This is a genomic window from Tropicimonas sediminicola (assembly GCF_900188335.1).
Lineage (GTDB): Bacteria > Pseudomonadota > Alphaproteobacteria > Rhodobacterales > Rhodobacteraceae > Tropicimonas > Tropicimonas sediminicola.
The window spans coordinates 150,220-169,491 of the sequence record NZ_FZOY01000003.1; the positions used below are offsets into that span (position 1 = coordinate 150,220).

At 68.0% G+C, this 19,272-nt stretch carries 23 protein-coding genes and 1 tRNA gene; 14 read left to right on the top strand and 10 right to left on the bottom strand.

Features of this window, described 5'->3' with window-relative positions:
* The first annotated feature begins 2 nt into the window (after positions 1-2).
* The 4 genes from CHB86_RS09220 (at position 3) to CHB86_RS09235 (ending at position 3,386) form a co-directional block, all read left to right on the top strand.
* The gene (locus CHB86_RS09220; protein WP_245837895.1) at positions 3-803 is read left to right on the top strand and encodes a segregation and condensation protein A; all 801 of its coding nucleotides are present in this window, start codon (positions 3-5) and stop codon (positions 801-803) included.
* Entirely contained in the window at positions 796-1,527 is a 732-nt protein-coding gene (scpB, locus tag CHB86_RS09225; protein WP_089232747.1) for an SMC-Scp complex subunit ScpB, read from the top strand. The genes CHB86_RS09220 and scpB overlap by 8 nt, the downstream gene beginning before the upstream one ends.
* Before the next feature lie 291 nt (positions 1,528-1,818).
* The gene (locus CHB86_RS09230) at positions 1,819-2,868 is read left to right on the top strand and encodes a fasciclin domain-containing protein (RefSeq protein WP_089232748.1); all 1,050 of its coding nucleotides are present in this window, start codon (positions 1,819-1,821) and stop codon (positions 2,866-2,868) included.
* A 122-nt stretch (positions 2,869-2,990) separates the two neighbouring features.
* Positions 2,991-3,386: a VOC family protein gene (locus tag CHB86_RS09235; protein WP_089232749.1), complete on the top strand. Its 396-nt coding sequence runs from the start codon at positions 2,991-2,993 to the stop codon at positions 3,384-3,386.
* A gap of 91 nt (positions 3,387-3,477) precedes the next feature.
* Here the strand turns inward: CHB86_RS09235 and CHB86_RS09240 are convergent, their stop codons facing one another.
* The 8 genes from CHB86_RS09240 to CHB86_RS09275 all read right to left on the bottom strand — a co-directional run bounded on the left by CHB86_RS09240 (position 3,478) and on the right by CHB86_RS09275 (position 9,321).
* Positions 3,478-4,554 carry a 2'-deoxycytidine 5'-triphosphate deaminase gene (locus CHB86_RS09240; RefSeq protein ID WP_089232750.1) on the bottom strand — a complete coding sequence of 359 codons (1,077 nt, stop codon included), beginning with the start codon at positions 4,552-4,554 and terminating at the stop codon, positions 3,478-3,480.
* Between the two features lie 82 nt (positions 4,555-4,636).
* Positions 4,637-4,713: transfer RNA gene (locus CHB86_RS09245), tRNA-Pro, on the bottom strand.
* 64 nt (positions 4,714-4,777) lie between these two features.
* Positions 4,778-5,611: a MerR family transcriptional regulator gene (locus tag CHB86_RS25035; RefSeq protein ID WP_245837862.1), complete on the bottom strand. Its 834-nt coding sequence runs from the start codon at positions 5,609-5,611 to the stop codon at positions 4,778-4,780.
* Positions 5,612-5,623: 12 nt separating this feature from the next.
* Positions 5,624-5,926, bottom strand: coding sequence for an integration host factor subunit alpha (ihfA, locus tag CHB86_RS09255; protein ID WP_089232751.1), 303 nt, complete (start codon positions 5,924-5,926; stop codon positions 5,624-5,626).
* A gap of 177 nt (positions 5,927-6,103) precedes the next feature.
* A complete protein-coding gene (locus tag CHB86_RS09260; RefSeq protein WP_089232752.1) occupies positions 6,104-7,075 on the bottom strand; it encodes a beta-ketoacyl-ACP synthase III in 972 nt (323 codons plus the stop codon).
* Between the two features lie 55 nt (positions 7,076-7,130).
* Positions 7,131-8,222: a phosphate acyltransferase PlsX gene (gene plsX / locus CHB86_RS09265; protein ID WP_089232753.1), complete on the bottom strand. Its 1,092-nt coding sequence runs from the start codon at positions 8,220-8,222 to the stop codon at positions 7,131-7,133.
* A 35-nt stretch (positions 8,223-8,257) separates the two neighbouring features.
* The gene (gene rpmF / locus CHB86_RS09270; RefSeq protein WP_089232754.1) at positions 8,258-8,464 is read right to left on the bottom strand and encodes a 50S ribosomal protein L32; all 207 of its coding nucleotides are present in this window, start codon (positions 8,462-8,464) and stop codon (positions 8,258-8,260) included.
* A gap of 317 nt (positions 8,465-8,781) precedes the next feature.
* Entirely contained in the window at positions 8,782-9,321 is a 540-nt protein-coding gene (locus tag CHB86_RS09275) for a YceD family protein (protein WP_089232755.1), read from the bottom strand.
* Between the two features lie 85 nt (positions 9,322-9,406).
* Between CHB86_RS09275 and CHB86_RS09280 the strand changes: the two genes are divergently transcribed.
* Complete coding sequence (locus tag CHB86_RS09280) at positions 9,407-9,874, top strand: outer membrane protein assembly factor BamE (protein WP_089232756.1); 468 nt, start codon at positions 9,407-9,409, stop codon at positions 9,872-9,874.
* A 46-nt stretch (positions 9,875-9,920) separates the two neighbouring features.
* On the opposite strand, the gene msrB is transcribed toward CHB86_RS09280, so the two are convergent.
* Positions 9,921-10,334, bottom strand: coding sequence for a peptide-methionine (R)-S-oxide reductase MsrB (msrB, locus tag CHB86_RS09285; RefSeq protein WP_089232757.1), 414 nt, complete (start codon positions 10,332-10,334; stop codon positions 9,921-9,923).
* Between the two features lie 190 nt (positions 10,335-10,524).
* On the opposite strand from msrB, the gene CHB86_RS09290 reads away from it, so the two are divergent.
* The 8 genes from CHB86_RS09290 to CHB86_RS09325 all read left to right on the top strand — a co-directional run bounded on the left by CHB86_RS09290 (position 10,525) and on the right by CHB86_RS09325 (position 18,104).
* Positions 10,525-11,256 carry a GNAT family N-acetyltransferase gene (locus CHB86_RS09290; RefSeq protein WP_089232758.1) on the top strand — a complete coding sequence of 244 codons (732 nt, stop codon included), beginning with the start codon at positions 10,525-10,527 and terminating at the stop codon, positions 11,254-11,256.
* A gap of 66 nt (positions 11,257-11,322) precedes the next feature.
* Positions 11,323-12,201, top strand: coding sequence for a glycosyltransferase family 2 protein (locus CHB86_RS09295; RefSeq protein ID WP_089232759.1), 879 nt, complete (start codon positions 11,323-11,325; stop codon positions 12,199-12,201).
* A 64-nt stretch (positions 12,202-12,265) separates the two neighbouring features.
* Positions 12,266-14,101, top strand: a complete 1,836-nt coding sequence (locus CHB86_RS09300) for an ABC-F family ATP-binding cassette domain-containing protein (protein ID WP_089232760.1) — start codon at positions 12,266-12,268, stop codon at positions 14,099-14,101.
* A 129-nt stretch (positions 14,102-14,230) separates the two neighbouring features.
* The gene (locus tag CHB86_RS09305) at positions 14,231-14,587 is read left to right on the top strand and encodes a hypothetical protein (protein WP_089232761.1); all 357 of its coding nucleotides are present in this window, start codon (positions 14,231-14,233) and stop codon (positions 14,585-14,587) included.
* A gap of 249 nt (positions 14,588-14,836) precedes the next feature.
* A complete protein-coding gene (locus CHB86_RS09310) occupies positions 14,837-15,418 on the top strand; it encodes an outer membrane protein (protein ID WP_089232762.1) in 582 nt (193 codons plus the stop codon).
* Between the two features lie 151 nt (positions 15,419-15,569).
* Positions 15,570-15,977, top strand: a complete 408-nt coding sequence (locus CHB86_RS09315) for a hypothetical protein (protein ID WP_176442823.1) — start codon at positions 15,570-15,572, stop codon at positions 15,975-15,977.
* 73 nt (positions 15,978-16,050) lie between these two features.
* Positions 16,051-17,025: a threonine dehydratase gene (locus CHB86_RS09320; protein WP_089232764.1), complete on the top strand. Its 975-nt coding sequence runs from the start codon at positions 16,051-16,053 to the stop codon at positions 17,023-17,025.
* 98 nt (positions 17,026-17,123) lie between these two features.
* Entirely contained in the window at positions 17,124-18,104 is a 981-nt protein-coding gene (locus tag CHB86_RS09325; RefSeq protein WP_089232765.1) for a zinc-binding metallopeptidase family protein, read from the top strand.
* Between the two features lie 9 nt (positions 18,105-18,113).
* Here the strand turns inward: CHB86_RS09325 and CHB86_RS09330 are convergent, their stop codons facing one another.
* Positions 18,114-18,557, bottom strand: coding sequence for an MmcQ/YjbR family DNA-binding protein (locus tag CHB86_RS09330; RefSeq protein ID WP_342747461.1), 444 nt, complete (start codon positions 18,555-18,557; stop codon positions 18,114-18,116).
* 31 nt (positions 18,558-18,588) lie between these two features.
* Between CHB86_RS09330 and CHB86_RS09335 the strand changes: the two genes are divergently transcribed.
* Positions 18,589-19,257: a gamma-glutamylcyclotransferase gene (locus CHB86_RS09335; RefSeq protein WP_176442824.1), complete on the top strand. Its 669-nt coding sequence runs from the start codon at positions 18,589-18,591 to the stop codon at positions 19,255-19,257.
* Positions 19,258-19,272: the final 15 nt, after the last annotated feature.

A 19,272-nucleotide genomic window follows, 5' to 3' on the forward strand; every position in this document is an offset into this window, starting at 1 on the left:
ATATGGCGAATGCCGTCGCGGGCACTGCCGGCACCGGCGATGCGGTGGCAGAGCGGCTTGCCGCCGAGGCGCTGATCGTCGATGTGGACGGCTACGAGGGCCCGCTCGACCTTCTGCTGACGCTGTCACGGACCCAGAAGGTGGATCTTCGCAAGATCTCCGTTCTGAAGCTTGCCGAGCAATACCTTGCCTTCATCGACCGGGCCAAGTCGCTCCGGATCGAGCTGGCGGCCGACTACCTGGTGATGGCGGCCTGGCTGGCCTTCCTCAAGTCGCGCCTGCTGCTGCCGCCCGATCCAGCCGAGGAAGGCCCCAGCGGCGACGAGCTGGCCGCGCACCTGGCCTTCCAGCTCGAACGCCTGCAGGCGATGCGCGACGTTGCCGCCAAGCTGATGGCCCGCGACCAGAAGGGCCGCGACTTCTTTGTCCGCGGCGAGATCCAGCAGGTCGAGCGCACCCGCAAGGTGACCTATTCGGCCACCATCATGGACCTGATGCAGGCCTATGCCCGGATCCGCACCAAGGACGAGTTCCGCCCCTTCGTGATGGACCGCAAGAACCTCTACACCATGGAGGAGGCGCTGGAGCGGCTGAAGCCGCTGGTGGGCTATGCCGGCGAATGGACGGACCTGATGTCCTACCTGCCCGAGGGCTGGGAGCTGGACCCGGTGCGCCGCCGCACGGCGACAGCCGCCACCTTCGCCGCCTCGCTGGAACTGGTGAAGGCCGGCCGCATCAGCATCCGTCAGCCCGAGACCTTCGCGCCGATCCAGATCCGCGCCGCCGAGGGTCGCAATGGCTGACAAGCAGGAGCTGCCGGAGGAGGAGAGCCTCTTCGAGGCCCCGCCCGAGGGCGAGCAGGAACGCATGGTCGAGGCGATCCTCTTTGCCACCTCCGAGCCGGTGACGGTGGGCGAACTGAACGCCCGCATGCCCCACGGCGCCGATGCCGCTCGCGCGCTGGAGCGGCTCGCGAAACGCTACGAGGGCAGGGGGGTGAACGTCGTCCGTGTCGCCGACCGCTGGGCGATCCGCACGGCGCCGGATCTCGGTTTCCTGATGCAGAAGGAAACCGTGGAGATGCGGAAGCTCTCCCGCGCCGCGATCGAGACGCTGGCGATCATCGCCTACCACCAGCCGGTTACCCGCGCCGAGATCGAGGAGATACGCGGCGTTTCGGTCAGCCGGGGCACGATCGACCTGCTGCTCGAGATGGAATGGATTCGCTTCGGCCGCCGTCGGATGACCCCCGGCCGGCCCGTGACCTTTGTGGTGACACCGGAGTTCCTCGACCACTTCGGCCTCGAAAGCGCCCGCGACCTCCCGGGGCTGCGCGAACTGCGCGCCGCGGGCCTGCTCGACAACCGTCCCCCGCCGGGCACGGAGACCGAGGAAGAGGCCGGCGACGAAGGGCAGGGCGAAATGTTCGATGACGACGGCCACGCGACCGAGCCCCTCTCCGAAACCGGCGATGAGCCGGACGAGCTGGACGACGACAGCGACCCGGACGAGGACGCTCAGATCTGACGGATGGCGCACGCCCCGAGACCGGGGCCTGTGCGGCGGATCATCCGTTCTCGCGCGGCATTCGTTCACGTTTTTATCAGGAATCGTATGTCGCGTTTTCAGTGTGTTGGCTCCGTTTCAGGGGCTGATCCGACACTTTCAGCCGGCTGCTCCTGACTGACTGATACATCCGAATTCCCGGCCTGCGCCGTATTCCGATCATCTGCTCACGAGGGCAGTGAAGAGATGGCTTGGCGCATGGCCCCGTGAGAGACGGGGCATGGCGCGGGTCACGGGAGACGGAGGACACTCATGGACAAGACCATCACCGACATCGTGCTCGAAAGCGGAGCGCCGGGGGAATTCGACAGGAACGGGGACGATTTCGACATCCTGCGCGATGCCGTCGTCACGGCGGGGCTGGCGGATGCGCTGGCAGATCCGGACGCGGAACTGACCGTCTTCGCACCGGTCGACAGCGCCTTCACCGGGCTTGCGGGCGCGCTCGGCTACGAAGGGTCGTCCGAAAGGGGTGCATTCAAATACATCGTGGAATCGCTCACCCTGCTGGGCGGCGGCGATGCAATCCCGTTGCTGACGGACATCCTGACCTATCACGTCGCCGCCGGCGCGCTGGAAGCCGCCGACGTGATCGATGCCGGCGAAGTCGAGACGCTGCAGGGCGGTATCCTGACCCTCGATGCCGGCACGACGCCTCCCTCGCTGATCGACGCCGACGACGGCGTCGCCAACCCCGGTCTGATCGCCACGGACATCATGGCTTCGAACGGCGTGATCCACGCGCTGGACGGCGTGCTCCTGCCGCTCGCCGTGTCCGACATCCTTGGCCGTGACAGCACCGACTTCATCATCGGCGGCGACGAGTCGATGATCTACGAGACGAAGGGCGGCACGGACTTCATCAGCGCCGGTGGTGGCGCCGATCTCGTACGGGCCGGGAAGGGTGACGACGTGGCGCTCGGGCGGGCCGGGTCCGATGTGCTCTTCGGCAACGGAGGCCACGACAGCCTGTTTGGGCACAAGGGCGGCGATATTCTCATGGGCAACGGGGGCGACGACATCCTCGACGGCGGCCAGGGGCAAGACCAGCTGACCGGTGGCCGGGGCGAAGACACCTTCGTTTTCTCGGAGGGCTACGGCAAGGATACGGTCGTGGACTTCCGCAACGGCCACGACACGATCGATGTGAGCGGGCTGGGTATCACGACTTTCGACGAGATCGAAGCTGCCGTGGTGGAGAAGAACTACGGCACCGTGCTGAACTTCGGCGATGGCGACCGCCTCGTCCTGCTCGGCACGGATGAGTCGCGTCTAGACGATGGCGATTTCATCTTCGCGTAACGGCGCTCTCTGCCGGTCCCGTCCATCGGGGCCGGCAGTATTTCATGCTGAACAGCCCCTCGCGATCGGTGGGCGGATGCGATAGGCGTCCTGCAAATTCCGACAGATGAGGAACAGGCAAGATGGTCAAGGCAATCCACAGCATGATCCGTGTTCTCGACGAGGCACGCTCGGTCGCCTTCTACGAACAGGCATTCGGACTGACGGTCGCGGACCGGTACGATTTCGACGATTTCACCCTGGTCTACCTGCGCAACGACGCGGCGGATTTCGAACTGGAGCTGACGGTCAACAAGGGGCGCACGGAGCCCTATGCCCTGGGCGACGGCTATGGACACATCGCGTTCTGCGTCGATGATCTGGAGGCGGAGCACGCGCGGCTCGAGGCGGCCGGGCTGTCGCCGCGCAAGATCGTCAGTTTCGAGCGCGACGGCGAACTCATGGCGCGGTTCTTTTTCGTCGCGGACCCGGATGGATACCAAGTCGAGGTCTTGCTGCGGCACGGCCGGTATCGCTGAGCCAACGGCGGCGAAGCGGCCGCCGATCTTTCGGAAGAAAGATCGTGCCTCCGGCGGGGGTATTGGGGCCAAGAAGACAGAGGGTGCGCGATCAGGGCGCCTTGAAGTGCTTTGACAGCTTCAGGCCCTGACCCTGGTAGTTGGAAGCGATTCCGGCGCCGTAGAGCGTCTCGGGCCGTTCGGCCATGCGTTCGTAGACGAGACGTCCGACGATCTGCCCGTGTTCCAGCGCGAACGGCGCCTCGTGGCAGCGCACTTCCAGCACGCCGCGTGCGCCGGAGCCGCCGGCCTCCGCATGTCCGAACCCCGGGTCGAAGAAGCCCGCGTAATGCACACGGAACTCCCCGACCATGGCGAGATAGGGGGCCATCTCGGCGGCGTAATCGGGCGGGATATGGACCGCCTCGCGGCTGACGAGGATGTAGAAGGCGCCCGGGTCGAGGATGATCCGGCCGTCTTCAGCCTCCACGCGTTCCCAGAAATCCGCCGCCCGGTAGTGGCCGATCCGGTCGAGGTCGATCACGCCCGCGTGCGGTTTGGCGCGCCACCCGGCGAGCGCGCCGTCTTGCGGGCGCAGGTCGACCGAGAAGCCGAGGCCTTCGGATATCACGGCTTCACCGGAGACGAGGCCGACCTCTTCGTGCAAGGCCCGGAGCGCTGTGTCGTCGAGCGTGGCCTTGCCGCTCCGGAACCGGATCTGGTTGAGCCGCATCCCCGGACGGACCAGCACGGAGAAGGAGCGCGGGCAGATCTCGGCATAAAGCGGGCCGGTGTAGCCCGGCGCGATCCGGTCGAATTCCACGCCGCCGTCGGTGATGACGCGGGTCAGCAGGTCGAGGCGGCCGGTGGAGGACTTGGCATTGGCGACGGCGTTGGTGCCTGCGGGAAGGGCCAGGCGTTCCTGCAACGGCACGACGTAGACGCAGTTCTTTTCCAGCACCGCGCCCTGGCTGAGGTCGATCGCATGCATGCCGAACTGCTTCAGCCGGTCGCCGACGCGGTTGCCTTCGCCGGCGAGGAACGAGGCGCGCACCCGGTAGGCGGTGCGCCCCAGTCGCAGGTCGAGGCTGGCGGGCTGGACCTGCCCTTCGGCGAAGGGCTGGTCGGCGGCGATGGCACCATCCGCGATCATCCTTGCGATGCTCTGGCTCGGCAGCACGCCGGTCATGCGGTTCCCCCTTGCTAGGCGGCGCCCGGTGCGCCGGACAACAAAACGCCCGCGTCCCGGAGGATGCGGGCGGATTGTGAATTGGTCGGGCTAGCAGGACTCGAACCTGCGACCTTCCGTCCCCCAGACGGACGCGCTACCAGGCTGCGCCATAGCCCGACGTTCGGGCTTTGTAGCGATTTCTGCGGCAAGGGCAAGCGACAAACCGACAGGAATCTCGTGCTCACTCGCGGCCGTCCATCCGTGCGCGCAGCTCGACCAGGCGGGCATGGATCGGACGCAGCAGGGCCGGATCGATCATGCCCGGCGTGAGGCTGCCGAGCACATCCACGAGGGGGATGTCGGCAGGCGGCAGCGGCGCGATGACCGGGCCGCTCGGCGCCGACGGCCCCTCGGCCATCGCAACTGGCTCGGCTTCAATTGCGGGCTCTGCGGGGGCTGCCTCGACCTCGGCAGGCTCATCCTCGGCAGCCAAGGGCGTCGGCGACGGGGACGGGCGACTGAAGAGCGGCATGGCCTCGCTGTCCTGCTCCGCCTCCGCAGCGACCGTCGGTTCCGTTGCGTCCGGCGTTTCGGAGGCGCCTGCGTCCTCGGCGGTTTCGGGCGGCGCCGCCATTGGCGGATCCTGTGGCTCTTCGAGCGCGGTTGGCGCCGCCACGGAGGCCTCCGACTCGGTTGGAGCGGCCTCTGCAGACATCGGAGGATCGGCGGGTACGGGCGGCTCAGCTGACGCAGGGGCCGGTTCGTCGGTCTTCGCCTCGGCGCCGGCAGAGACATCGTCCAGCGGCCGCGACATGGCGCAGACAGCCCGGACGCCCTGTTCGCGCAGGACCTTCTGCACACCCTTGATGGTCATGCCATCCTCGTGCAGCAACTTCTGGATACCGCCAAGCAGTTCCATGTCGGACGGGCGATAGTAGCGCCGGCCGCCGGCGCGTTTAACCGGCTTCACCTGGGAGAACTTGCTCTCCCAGAAGCGCAGCACATGGGCGTTAACGCCCAGCCAGTCCGCAACTTCGCTGATCGTGCGGAATGCGTCGGGAGCCTTGCCGTTCATTCCCGTGGTGCCTTACTTCCGGTTTCCGGCCGCGACCCGTTCCTTCATCAGATGGGACGGGCGGAAGGTCAGAACGCGGCGGGGATGGATCGGCACCTCTTCCCCGGTCTTGGGGTTGCGGCCGATTCGCGCTGCCTTGTCACGGACAGAGAAGGTGCCGAAGGAGCTGATCTTGACCTGCTCGCCGCGCACCAGCGCGTCGGACATGTGTTGCAGCACGCTTTCGACAAGCTGGGCGGATTCGTTGCGGGACAGTCCGACCTCGCGGAAGACGGCCTCGCTCAGATCCATTCGGGTCAGTGTCTTTTCGCTCATTGTCCCCCCGGCGCTGGTTGGAGACGAGCGTATGGTAGCCGTGGAATTCAGTCAATATCAATGACTTGGGTGGAGGCGCTAAGTCGCCGAAAGCGCGATGGCGTGGCCGTTGCGGGGTGAGCGTCGGCCCTCAACACATTGGATTCGCTCGATTAAGCATCCGTGCCTTTGGCGGCCTTACCAGCGTAGAACCACGGAACCCCAGGCCAGTCCGCCGCCGATCGCCTCTGTCACGACGACATCGCCGGGCTTGATCTTGCCTTCGGCCTTGCCGACCGACAGCGCGAGGGGAATCGAGGCGGCGGAGGTGTTGCCATGGTCCTGGACGGTCAGGATGACCCGCTCCATCGGTACCTTCATCTTGGCGGCGGTTCCCTTGATGATCCGCAGGTTGGCCTGGTGGGGCACCACCCAATCGACATCGTCGCTGCCGAGGCCGGCCCGGTCGAGCGACCGGTGCGCCGTGTCGGCCAGCTTCTCGACGGCATGGCGGAACACTTCCTTGCCCTGCATCCGGAGCACACCGCTGCTGCCGGTGGAGATGCCGCCGTCGACATACAGCAGGTCGCGGTAGCGGCCGTCGGAGTTCAGGTCGGTGGCAAGGATACCGCGGTCCGCGGAGGTGCCGGCGGCCTCCTCAGCCTCGAGCACCAGGGCGCCGGCGCCGTCGCCAAAAAGCACGCAGGTCGCGCGGTCGGTCATGTCGAGGATCCGGCTGAATGTCTCGGCGCCGATCACCAGAACGCGCTTGGCCTGACCGGACAGGATCAGCGCATTGGCGTTGGCGAGCGCGTAGACGAAGCCGGCGCAGACCGCCTGCACGTCGAAGGCGAAGCCGCCGGTCATGCCCAGCTTGTCCTGGACCATGGTGGCGGCCGAAGGGAAGGTGAGATCGGCGGTGGAGGTCGCGACGATGATTGCGTCGATGTCCCCGGCGGAGAGGCCGGCATCCTCGAGCGCGGCGCGCGCGGCGTTGGTTGCCAGGTCGGAGGTGTTCTCGCCTTCGGCCGCGAAGTGCCGCCGCTCGATTCCGGAGCGGGAGCGGATCCACTCGTCTGACGTGTCCAGGGAGGCTTCGAACTCGGCGTTCTCGACGATTCGTTGCGGGAGGTAGTGACCCACTCCGCGGACCACGGCTCTGACCAGCATCTTCACTTGCCTTTTTTGTCTCGTTGGTCCCGCCCAGTCCGGCCGGAACGTTGCGTCACGGCATATCCTGTCGCAAGGGCGAGGTCGAGGCCACGCGGGCCGCAAGGCGGTCGGAAAAGCCTGCCTGCGCCAATTGGAACGCAAGTTTGATCGCCGCGGAGACCCCCGTGGCGTCTGCGGAGCCGTGGGATTTCACGATGGTGCCGTTCAGGCCCAGAAACACCCCGCCATTGACCCGGCGCGGGTCGGTGCGCTTGGACAGCCGCCGCATCGAGGTGAAGGCCAGCAGCGCGGCGATGCGGGACAGGATCGTGTGCCGAAACGCTTCTTTCAGAAGGTCGCGGATCAGCGAGGCGGTGCCTTCGGCCGTCTTGAGCGCCACGTTGCCGGTGAAGCCGTCGGTGACGATCACGTCCACCTCGCCCCGCGGAATGTCTCCGCCCTCGACGAAGCCGATGAATTCATAGTCGGAAACCGCCGCGGCCTCCGCCATCAGGCCATGCGCGGCCTTGAGCTCGGGGCGGCCCTTGTGCTCCTCGGTGCCGACGTTGAGCAACCCGACGCGGGGGCGGGCGATGTCGAGGCCGTTGCGCGCATAGGACGCGCCCATCAGCGCGTATTGCAGCAGGTCGCCTTCGTCGGCGCGGATATCGGCGCCCACGTCGAGCATCACGGCATAGCCGTGCGGACTGCGCGAGGGCCATAGGCAGGCGATGGCCGGACGGCTGACGCCGGGCAGCTTGCGGAGGCGCACCATCGAGAGCGCCATCAGCGCACCGGTGTTGCCGCAGCTCACGGCCACGGTGGCCTGGCGGTCCCGCACCGAATCGATGGCGGACCACATCGAGGTGTCCTTGCCTCGGCGCATCACGACGGAGGGCTTGGCATCCATCGTCACCACTTCGCGGGCGTCGCGGATCACGCAGCGATCGGCCAGGCCGCGCTTTGCGACCAGGGGCTCGAGTTCCTCGACGCGCCCGTGAAGGATGAAACCGATATCGGGATTCTTGCGGGCGGACATGGCGCAGCCGGCCACCACGGTGGCCGGGCCCCTGTCACCTCCCATGGCATCGACGGAGATCACGACCTTGCCCGCGAGTTCCGAAGGAATCGCGGACGGCAGATTGTCCTGCGCGTCAGTGGTCATGTGCGCACTGCCCGTCGAGGCCGCTGATGTCGGGTTCAGGCGGCGTCTTCGTCGATGTCGATTTCGTCAACCATCGCAACGATTTCACGGTCGTCGTAATGACCGCAGGCGCTGCACACGTGGTGCGGGCGCTTCAGCTCGCCGCAGTTGGAGCACTCGTTGGGATTCGATCCGCTGAGAGAGTCGTGCGACCGGCGCATGTTGCGGCGCGACTTGGTGACTTTATTCTGAGGGACAGCCATGTCTCAACCTCGGTGTTCTGGCCGGTCGGGTCTGTCCCGGCGGCAAATGTTTCGTTTGTCGGCGCCTCATACGCCGACGGCGCTTCCCGTTCAAGGGTGTGTGGAAGATGCGCGAACATACGCATTTTGCGCCAGGACGCAAGTGAGTCGTCTGGCATCGGCCCTGCGGTGCCCTGACGCCGGCTCTGCGCGGCCGAGAGCGGGGGGCTCCCGCCCGTCGTCGCGGCCTTGCGGCCGCTCCTCCGGTTGGGCCGGGCGCCTGCGGCGGGCTTGCGTCGCGCAGGCGGTGACGGGGCCGGTCCGGCCCCGGCGGGCGTTCAGGATTCCAGCCGCTTCTTGAGGTCGGCGAGGCCGGCGAAGGGTTTCACGTCCTCGTCGCGCAGCGGCTGGGTGTCGGGCGCGGCAAAGACCGCCTCGCCCAGCTCGGCGCCGTCGGCGCGCGGGAAGTCGGGGAGCGCCAGCGCCAGCGCCTCGGCGAGCACCGCGTCGAGGTCCAGCACCTCGGGCAGGGGCTCGAGGGAATCGTCCTCGGGCATTTCCGCCTCGGCCTCGTCGGAGACCGAATAATCGGCGGTGTAGCGACGGACCACCGGCGCCTCGATGCGGGTGGTCACGGGGGCCAGCGTCACCGAGCAGGGTTGCACGACGGTCGCACCGAGACGCGCTTCGAGCCGCCAGTCGCGTGGTCCGTCGGGGAACATTTGCCCTTCGAGCCGGAGCTTGCGAAGATCAATCAGGTCGAGTTCGCCGGCCAGATTCGCCATCGCCTCGGCATCGGGAACGATCTTGAAGGGCGTCGGCCGGGTCGTCGGCAGGCGCGAGAGCCTGAGCTTGGAAGGGGCGTCGGTTGAAGTCATGGGGTGTCGTTCCTTTCTTGAAGAAAAGGATGCCATCGTTATAAGCCGAAAGGCAATTCGACGATTACGTGACATGAGGGCAGACATGGGCAGGCAGTGCCGCGCGAATTTGGGCCGGGTGGTCCGGGCACTGTGTGCCGGGACCGTGCTCTCGGTCGCGACCGCCTGTTCTCCGATCTATCGGGACCATGGATATGCGCCGAGCGACGAGGAGCTCTCCGAGGTCGTCGTGGGCGTGGATACCCGCGACTCGGTGGCCGAAACCGTGGGCACGCCGTCCTCTGCCGGGGTGCTGAACAACTCGGGCTACTACTATGTCTCGCAGCGGATGCGCACCTTCGGCTACCAGGAGACGGAGATCGTCGACCGGCAGATCGTCGCGATCAGCTTCGATTCGAACGGGGTCGTGACCAACGTGGAGCGCTTCGGCCTGCAGGACGGCAAGGTCGTCGCGCTGTCGCGCCGGGTGACCGACAGCAACATCCAGGGCCTCGGCTTCCTGGCGCAGCTGCTGGGCAACGTCGGCCGCTTCGACATCGGCTCCAACCTCTGAGGCGCCCGAGCGCCGCGCCAGGGGCCGCGGCGCTCGGGCGGGCAACTCAGTCGTCGTCCTTTCCGCCGGTCTCGGGATCGAAGCGCAGCGCCACGCCGTTGATGCAGTACCGCAGGCCGGTCGGCGCGGGGCCGTCCGGGAAGACGTGCCCGAGGTGGCCGTCGCAGCGGGCGCAATGCACCTCCGTCCGCCGCATCCCGTAGCGCGTGTCCTCGCTCTCGCCGACGATCTCCGAATCCACCGGCTGGGTGAAGCTCGGCCATCCGCAGCCGGCGTCGAACTTGTCGGCCTGTTCGAACAGGGGCGCACCGCAGCCGGCACAGCGGAAGGTGCCGGGGTCGGAGGGGAAATCGTCGTGGGTGAAGGGGCGTTCGGTGCCGTGATTGCGCATGACCTCGTAGCCCAGCGGGCCGAGCTCCTCGCGCCATTCCGCATCGCTCTTGCGGGTCTTGTCCGTCATTGCGGTTCCTTCCTGTCGCGTCGGGTGTCCATCCGGACATATGGGGCCGGATGGCGCTGTTGCCAAAGCCGGACGTCGGGGGAGGGACGGCGCTTCACGTTGCTGTCACCTCTTGCATGTATCGCCCGGCCCAACCAGATTCGTTTCGCGGCGCCGCGCACTTGCGGCGGCCCGAAGGTGGAGCGCGCACATGCTCAAGTTGCGAAAGGGCCGGTATGCCGCCCGTGTCGCCGAAACAGAGGCCGATGTGGCGGCGTCGCTGGCGCTGCGGGCGCTGTGTTTCCGGTATGGCGCCTCCGAGGATGGCGACCGGTTCGACGAGATCTGCCGTCACGTGCTGGTCGAAGACAGCCGCGACGGTGCGCTTGTCTGCACCTTCCGGCTGTTGCCGCTGACCGGCGGGCAGGAGATCGCGCGCAGCTATTCGGCGCAGTTCTACGAGTTGTCGGCGCTGCACGACTTCGACGGGCCGATGGTGGAGATGGGGCGCTTCTGCATCGATCCCGAACGCCGCGACGCCGATATCCTGCGGGTCGCCTGGGGGGCGATGACTTCCTTCGTCGACGAGACCGGGGTGGAGCTGCTGTTCGGCTGCTCCTCCTTCCAGGGCGTCGAGACGGCCGAGTATCGCGATGCCTTTGCCCTGCTGAAGGAGCGTCACCTCGGCCCCAAGCGCTGGCTGCCGCGGGTCAAGGCGCCCAACGTCTTCCGCTTCGCCCAGCGGCTGCGCCGCAAGCCCGACCTCAAGCAGGCGATGCTGGGAATGCCCCCGCTCCTGCGCACCTACCTGCTGATGGGCGGCTGGGTCAGCGACCATGCGGTGGTCGACCGCGACCTCGGAACGCTCCATGTCTTCACCGGGCTGGAGATCGGGGCGATCCCGCCCGCGCGCAAGCGGCTGCTGCGGGCGGTCGCGGGCTGAGCCGGCAGGCTTGCTTTTGTCCGGCGCCGCGCCATCCTTGGACCGTAGCGGCGGGAGAGGTCCGACATGACAGGTGCAATCGCGGTTTCGGTTATCGTGCCGGCCTACCGGGCGCAGGCGCAGATCGGCCGGGCCATCGCATCGGTCGCGCGCTGCGGGCTGCCGGCGGACGCGGTCGAGATCATCATCGCCTCGGACGACGGCAGCGACTATGCCGCGATCCTGCCGGACGGTCCGGGGCTGCGCTTCGCTCCGCCGGGGCCTGTAGCGACCGGGCCGGGACCTGCGCGCAACCGGGCGCTGGCGCTGGCCCGGGGCGAATTCGTGGCCTGCCTCGATGCGGACGACACCTGGGAGGCGGGTTATCTCGCGGCGTTGCTGCCCTTGGCGCGCGCCACGGGCCTCTGTTTCAGCGAAACCAGCGTGCTGCAGGAGGGCGAGGGACTCCTCCGCCTGCCGGGGGGCGCGCGTCTCGATCTGGAGACCCTCGGTGCCTGTGGGGCGAGCTTTCACGCCGTTCTGCCGCGCAACATGGCCGGCCCCTTCGCCGCAGCGCCCTCGCAGGATGTGCTGCATGCGGTGGAGGTGCTGGCGATGACCGGCGGCTCGGCGCCGGTGGGGCCGGTCGCCTACGAGCTGCACCTCTCGGCCGAGAGCGTTACCCGGGCGCCCGGCTTTTGCGAGCGGGTGGCGGAGGCCTATGCGGTGCACGCGGCGCGTATCCGAAGTGGGCAGACACGGGTGCCCGCGGCGATGGCCGAACGGGCGGCGCAGGTTTTCGAGGCGAAACAGCTGCTCAACGCGGCCTTCGCGGCCCAGGACCGGCATGCGACCTTCTACGGCTTCGTGGCGAGCCGGATCGAGGAGCGGGGCAGGGCGGCTGTCAGCCCCTCGACCGGCACCCTGACGCCGGCCTTCCCGGCAGGACACCTGCCGGCCGGGTGACGGCAGGCGCGTCCCCTCTCGCGGTGGCTTGACGGGGCATGCGGCGCCGACTACGCCGCCGCACATGGCACGCGCACCCCTTCTCCAATTGTCCGACATCTCGCTGACCTTCGGCGGGGATCCTGTGTTTTCCGACCTCGGGCTGGTGGTCCAGCAGGGGGACCGGGTGGCGCTCGTGGGGCGCAACGGCTCCGGCAAGTCGACCCTCATGAAAGTGATGGCGGGGCTGGTGGAACCCGATTCCGGCAGCCGGATCGTGCCGCCCGGCGTGCACGTGGGCTACATGGAGCAGGACCCGACCATGGCGGGCTGTGCGACGCTCGGCGATTTCGCCACCAGCGGCTTGGCCGAGGGCGAGACCTACCGCGTCGAGATGGCCGGCGAGGGGCTGAAGCTCGATCTTTCCCGGCCGGTCGAGACGGCCTCGGGCGGCGAGCGGCGGCGCGCGGCGCTGGCCAAGCTGCTGGCCGAGGCGCCGGAGCTGATGCTGCTCGACGAGCCGACCAACCACCTCGACATCGCCGCGATCCGCTGGCTGGAAGACCAGCTGGCGGAGACTCGCGCGGCCTTCGTTCTGATTTCCCACGACCGGGCCTTCCTCAACCGGCTGACGCGGGCGACGCTCTGGCTCGACCGGGGCGTCGTGCGGCGGCAGGAACACGGCTTCACCAGTTTCGAGGAATGGCGCGACAAGGTCTGGGCCGAGGAGGACGAGGCCCGCCACAAGCTCGACCGCAAGATCAAGGCCGAGGCGAAATGGGCCGTCGAGGGCATCTCCGCCCGCCGGACCCGCAACCAGGGCCGCGTGCGCGCGCTACAGGCGCTTCGCGCCGAACGGTCGGCGCAGATCCGGCGGCAGGGCACAGCCGATCTGGCCATCGAGACGGGGCGCGCTTCGGGAAAGCTGGTGGTGGAGGCGAAGGAGATCACCAAGGCCTTCGGTGACAAGGTGATCCTCAAGCCCTTCTCGCTGCGCATCCAGCGCGGAGAGCGGGTGGCGCTGGTCGGGCCCAACGGGGCCGGCAAGACGACGCTGCTCAAGATGCTGATCGGGCAGGAGACGCCGGATTCGGGCACGCTCACGCTCGGCACCAATCTCGACATCGCGGTCTTCGACCAGACCCGCGCTCAGCTCGATCCCAACGCCACGCTCTGGGAGAGCCTGACCGGGGACAAGGCGCTGCGGGTGCAGGGCCGCGGCGGCGACCAGGTCATGGTGCGCGGCAACCCGCGGCACGTGGTGAGCTATCTCAAGGACTTCCTGTTCAACGAGCAGCAGGCGCGGGCGCCGGTCAGTTCGCTTTCGGGGGGCGAGAAGGCGCGGCTTTTGCTGGCCCGCATCCTCGCGCAGCCCGCGAACCTGCTGGTGCTCGACGAACCGACCAACGACCTCGACATCGAGACGCTGGACCTGCTGCAGGAGCTGCTCTCGGATTATGACGGGACGGTGCTGCTGGTCAGCCACGACCGGGACTTCCTCGACCGGATCGCCACCACCACGATCGCCATGGAGGGCGACGGGCGGGCGGTGATCTATGCCGGCGGATGGAGCGACTACCGCGCCCAGCGGGGCGAGGCGGCCGAGACCCCGGGCGAGGGCGCTGTCCGCACGGCCACGGCCAAGCCTGCCGCGCAGCCCTTGCCCGATCCTGCGCCCACGCAAGCGTCGACGCCGCGTCTGACCTTCACGGAGAAGCACCGTCTGGAGGCCCTGCCGTCCGAGATCGAGCGCCTGGAAGCCGAGATCGGCAAGCTGGAACAGTTCCTGGCCGATCCCGCGCTTTTCTCCGCCGAGCCGGTGAAGTTCCGCAAGGCGAGCGAGGCGCTCGTGGAGCGGCAGCAGGCGCTGGCGGCGGCCGAGGAGGAATGGCTCCTGCTCGAGGAGAAGGCGGCCGGTTAGGGCCGCCACATCCCGCCTGCGGGCGCCGCTTTCCGGATTGGTGTAAATCCGCCGATGCCCCCGGTTTGTGGGCCTGTCTCCGATGTTCCGTGTTAGGCTGAGTCCGAGGACCTGGAGGGAGGTGGCCGGATGACCGGCAGAAAAGGCATGGCGCGGGAGCAGATGCGCTCCGGCGACGCGATGGAGCAACCGGTGGCGGGAGCCTGCGAGAGCGGGCTCGATTACGCGAACTGGCTGGGCAACGCCTGGGTCTATTGCCTGAGCGAGATGGGAACGGAAGTGTCCCATTTCATCGCCGACCGCATCCGGGAGGATGTGCGCACCCAGCACGCGATCCTGCACTGCAAGGATCCCGCGGGCATCCAGGAGATCCAGAAGGCCTTCATCGACAAGGCGATCTCCGACTACATCGCCGAGACAGGCCGCCTCGTCGAGATCGGCAAGCAGTTCCATCACCGCGATACACCGGAACGCGCCGAGCGGTAGGCCCGCCGGTCCGGTCCGCGAAACAAGGTCTCTCACAGAGTGTTGAGGGGAGAGCCCCTGCCGTTGGCAAGGCTCCGCCCGTTTCCGTGGGGTCATGGGCGGCGTATGGCCAAGGCATTGTTTGCTCACGGGGAAATCGACGGGTGAGCCCCTTTTGCAGCTGCGGCATCGCTCCTAGGTGGGCTGTGGCCCCGGAAAACCGGGGGAAGAACCAACACCTGAGCAGCAGACCTCTACAAGGAAAGTACCATGAACACCTTTGCGAAACGCGCTCTGGGCGCGACCGTTGGCCTGTCGCTGGCAGCTCCGGCCTTTGCCGGCTCCCTCGCAGAGCCCGTCATCGAGCCGGCGCCGGCTCCCGCGCCGGTGGTCGTGACGACCCCGTCGAATGACTGGACGGGTGGCTATGCCGGTCTTCAGCTCGGCTATGGCGAACTGACCGACAACCTCGAGGGTGACGATGTCATCGGCGGCGTGCGCGCCGGTTACGACTGGGATCTCGGCAACTGGGTCGTGGGTCTCGGTGCGGAAGCGAACTTCGGCAAGATCGAGACCGACGCGGGCGACCTCGATTCGCTGTCCACCCTGCGCGTGCGCGGCGGCTACGATTTCGGCCGCACGATGGTCTATGGCGTGACCGGTGCCAGCTATGCCGCCAGCGAAGACCTGAACGACTCCTGGGGCTATTTCGGCGGTATCGGCGTGGAAACCATGGTGACCGACTCGGTGAGCCTGTCCGGCGAGATCGCTGCGCACCGCTTCGACGACTACCAGGACTTTGGCCGTGTGGACGCGACCACCGCGACGATCGGCGTGAACTACCGGTTCTGACCGGAGTCGGACGGGCGCCGAGATCCCCCATCGGCGCCCGCCAATCTTCCGGGCCGCCCCTGCCCCTGCAGGGGCTGGTCTGGAGCCTTCACTCCGTTATCCTTGCCCTTGAGCGCGCATCGGCGCTCGGACAAGGCCGGAGTGGCATCTCTTGACGACATCATTGGTCAGAAGCGCCGTCCGCGCCGCGCTGGCAGCGGTTCTGCTCGCGGGCTGTACGCCGGTCGATCCGGCACTGGAGCCGTCCCTGGCCATCGAGTTCGAGGGCAACAGCCAGGGCAATGCCGCCGGTGGGGGAACGGGGCTCTCGCAGGCGCGCGCGCTGCCCGGGGCCAATCCCGCTTGGAACTCCGCCCAGCGGATCCCCAATACCAACCCGCGCATCGTAACCAACAACGTTTACGGGCCGGGCCAGAGCTCCGACGCCTATGGCCAGGTGGTCCACCACAACCCCGGTCTGATCATCGAGCAGACAGCGGTGGGATCGGGGGATTACCGGGACCAGTACGGCCGGCCCGTCACCTGCTACGGAAGTGGCATGGGCACCTACTGCCGCTGAGCCGACCGGGCGCGCTTGTCTCCGGAAACCTGCCGTGATTGGGTCCGGCGAGGCATCACCACAGGAGCGCCCGATGATCCGCTTTTCCGCCGCCGAGCTGGAAGCCGCCGCCACGCTGGTCCATGCGCAGGTGCCGCCGACCCCGCTGCATCACTGGCCATTGCTCTCCGAGGCCGTGGGCGCGGAGCTGTTGGTGAAGCACGAGAACCACGCGCCGACCGGTGCCTTCAAGGTGCGCGGCGGGGTGACCTTCATCGATTGGCTGCGCCGTACGGACCCGCACGCCGCCGGCATCTGCACCGCAACGCGGGGCAATCACGGCCAGAGCCAGGCCCGCGCCGCCCGAGCCGCCGGGCTGCGGGCGCTGATCTACGTGCCGGAAGGCAATTCGCAGGAAAAGAACGCGGCGATGCGGGCCTTTGGCGGCGAACTGGTGGTGCATGGCTCCGATTTCGACGCGGCGCGGGAGGAGGCGTTTCGCGTGGCCGGGGCCGAGGGGCTGACGATCGTGCCGCCGTTCCACCGGGAACTGGTGCGCGGCGTTGCGACCTACGGCTGGGAGATGTTCCGCGCCGCGCCCGACCTGGACACCGTCTACGTGCCGATCGGCTGTGGCTCCGGCATCTGCGGCACGATCCTCGCACGCGATGCGCTCGGGCTGTCGACCCGCGTCGTGGGCGTGGTCTCGGAGCGTGCGGCCTGCGCGCAGCTTTCGGTCGCGGCCGGGGCGCTGGTCGAGACCGACACCGCCCGCACCTTTGCCGACGGGATGGCCGTGCGGGTCCCCGTGCAGGAGGCGCTCGACATCTATTCAGCCGGCGCCGACCGGATCGTCACCGTCAGCGAGGACGAGATCGCCGAAGCCATTCGGCTGCTGTTCCGCGCCACGCACAATGTGGCCGAGGGGGCGGGCGCGGCGGCACTTGCGGCGCTGATGCAGGAGCGCGAGTCGATGGCGGGCCGCAAGGTCGGGGTCGTTCTCTCCGGCGGCAACGTGGATATGCCGCTCTTTCGTCAGATCCTCGGCGGAACCACCCCGGCGGTCTGAGCGTTCTCTGTTGCGATCCCGTTGCCGCGCGCCGCGGTCTCGGGCATCAGAATGGGGGTGCCGTGCCCGATGCGGGCCGGTCAAACGGAGTGAACGAGATGCAGCTCTACACTTGCCCGGCCTGCAACGCCCGGCTCTACTTCCGCAACTCCGTCTGCGGGGCCTGCGGCACGGCGGTCAGCTATGACGACACGCAGGACGCCTTCGTGACCGGTGCCGTGCCCTGCGCGAATGTCGACCGGATCGGGTGCAACTGGGTGGGCGACCCCGAAGCCGATGGGCTTTGCCGGTCCTGCCAGATGACCGACGTCGTGCCCGACCTCTCGATCGAGCCGAACCAGGAGCTCTGGGCGGAGGGAGAAGTGGCCAAGCGTTGGGCGCTGGCCAACCTGGCCCGCTGGGGCTGGTTCGGCGCCGAAGACACGGGCCAGCTGCCGGCCTTCCACTTCAAGTCCGAGCGCACCCGCAAGGGCCGCGAGCACGTGACGATGGGCCATGCCGCCGGCGTCATCACCCTCAACGTCGCCGAGGCGGATGACGCGATCCGGGTCCGCAACCGGGAGATGCTCGACGAGGATTACCGGACGATGCTGGGGCACCTGCGCCATGAACTTGCGCATTTCCTGTTCGAACGGCTGGCCGAGGACCCGGCCTTTCCCGAGGCCTTTCGCGCGCTCTTCGGAGACGAACGGGCCGATTACGGCGAGGCGCTCGAGCGCCATTATGCCGACGGCCCGCGCGCCGGCTGGCAGGAGATCTTCATCACCCCCTATGCCAGCGCCCATCCGCACGAGGACTGGGCCGAGACGGTGGCCCATCTCATCCACCTGACCGACATCGTGGATACCGCGGCCGCGGTGCAGGTCGCGTGGCCGACCGCCGCGTCCGTGCCGGCCGATGCCTATGCCACGACCGATGCCGAGGCCCTGATCGTCTCGGCGGTCGATCTCGGGATGGCCCTCAACCAGGTGAACCGGGCGATGGGGCTCGCGGACCTTTATCCTTTCGTGCTGACCGACGCCGTGCGGGACAAGCTGGAATTCGCCCACGGCTGGCTCAACCGAAAGGCGCGCGGCTAGGGCGGCGGATCAGGCTGGATCGAGCCCGGCCTGTACCTTCTTCGGCAGGCTGGCGCGGATGATGCCGTAGGAGGTACGAACGCGGTGCGCGGCTTCCTCCGCATCCACCGCGTCGAACGGCACCAGCACCCAGGAGCGGTGAAAATACGGCGCCTTCTCGAAGCGCCCGGTCTCGCGCAGCATCTCGGCGGTGGGCACGTCGGCGCATTTGACCGACACTCCGCGCCCCTCGGCACCGAGCGCGGCAAAGATCTTGCCGCCGACCTTCCAGATGTCGTGCCCCGGCCCGAAGGGCTCGGATACGTCCGCGCCCGGCAGGCCGGCGCAGAGGGCGTTGATCGAGTCGCGGTCCATGCCGCGAGTGTGCCGCTCGCCGGACGTTGCCGCAAGCCGGGCGTTCGACGCCTGTTCGCCGGTGATCTGGCTTTTCGGCCGCGCGGCGCTATCGTTCACTGCCCATGGTTTCATCCAAACGGGACATATCATGACCGCACGGCTGCGCCTGAGCCGAGAGCTGGTGGAGCGACTTCCGTCGCGGGTGGACGAGCGCGGGCCCGTCCGGGTGCCCGACCCTCCGCCCGAGTATTACCCCGAGACCGCCACCCGTCTGATCGACGCGGTGCCTCCGGGCGAGGGGCTCTGGGTCTTTGCCGCAGGCTCGCTAATCTGGAACCCGCGTTTCGAGGAGGTCGAGCGCCGGGCCGCGATGGTGCACGGCTGGCGGCGCGCCTTCTGCTACCACGACGCGCGGATGCGGGGCAGCCCCAAGACGCCGGGGCGGATGTTGAGCCTCGACCGCGGCGGGGCCTGTGGCGGCTTCGTGATCCGCATGGCGCCGGACGGGTTGGAGGACCGCCTCGTCGCACTCCTGAAGACAGAGCCACCGGTGCCGCCGAAATGGGTCCGGGCCGAAAGCGAGGACGGGGCGGTGCGGGCCATCGCCTTCACCGCCAGCCCGGATTTCCCGCTCTACGATCCGGAGCCGCCGCTGGAGGAACTGGCCGACACCCTGGCCGCCGCGGTCGGCCACCTGGGATCGATGGCGGAGTACATCCTCAACACGGTGCTCCATCTTGACCAGGCGGGGATCCACGATCCGCATCTGTGGCAGGTCCAGGATCTCGTGGCCGAGCGGCTGGAGCGGCTCGGCTGAGGCCCGGCGCGAAAA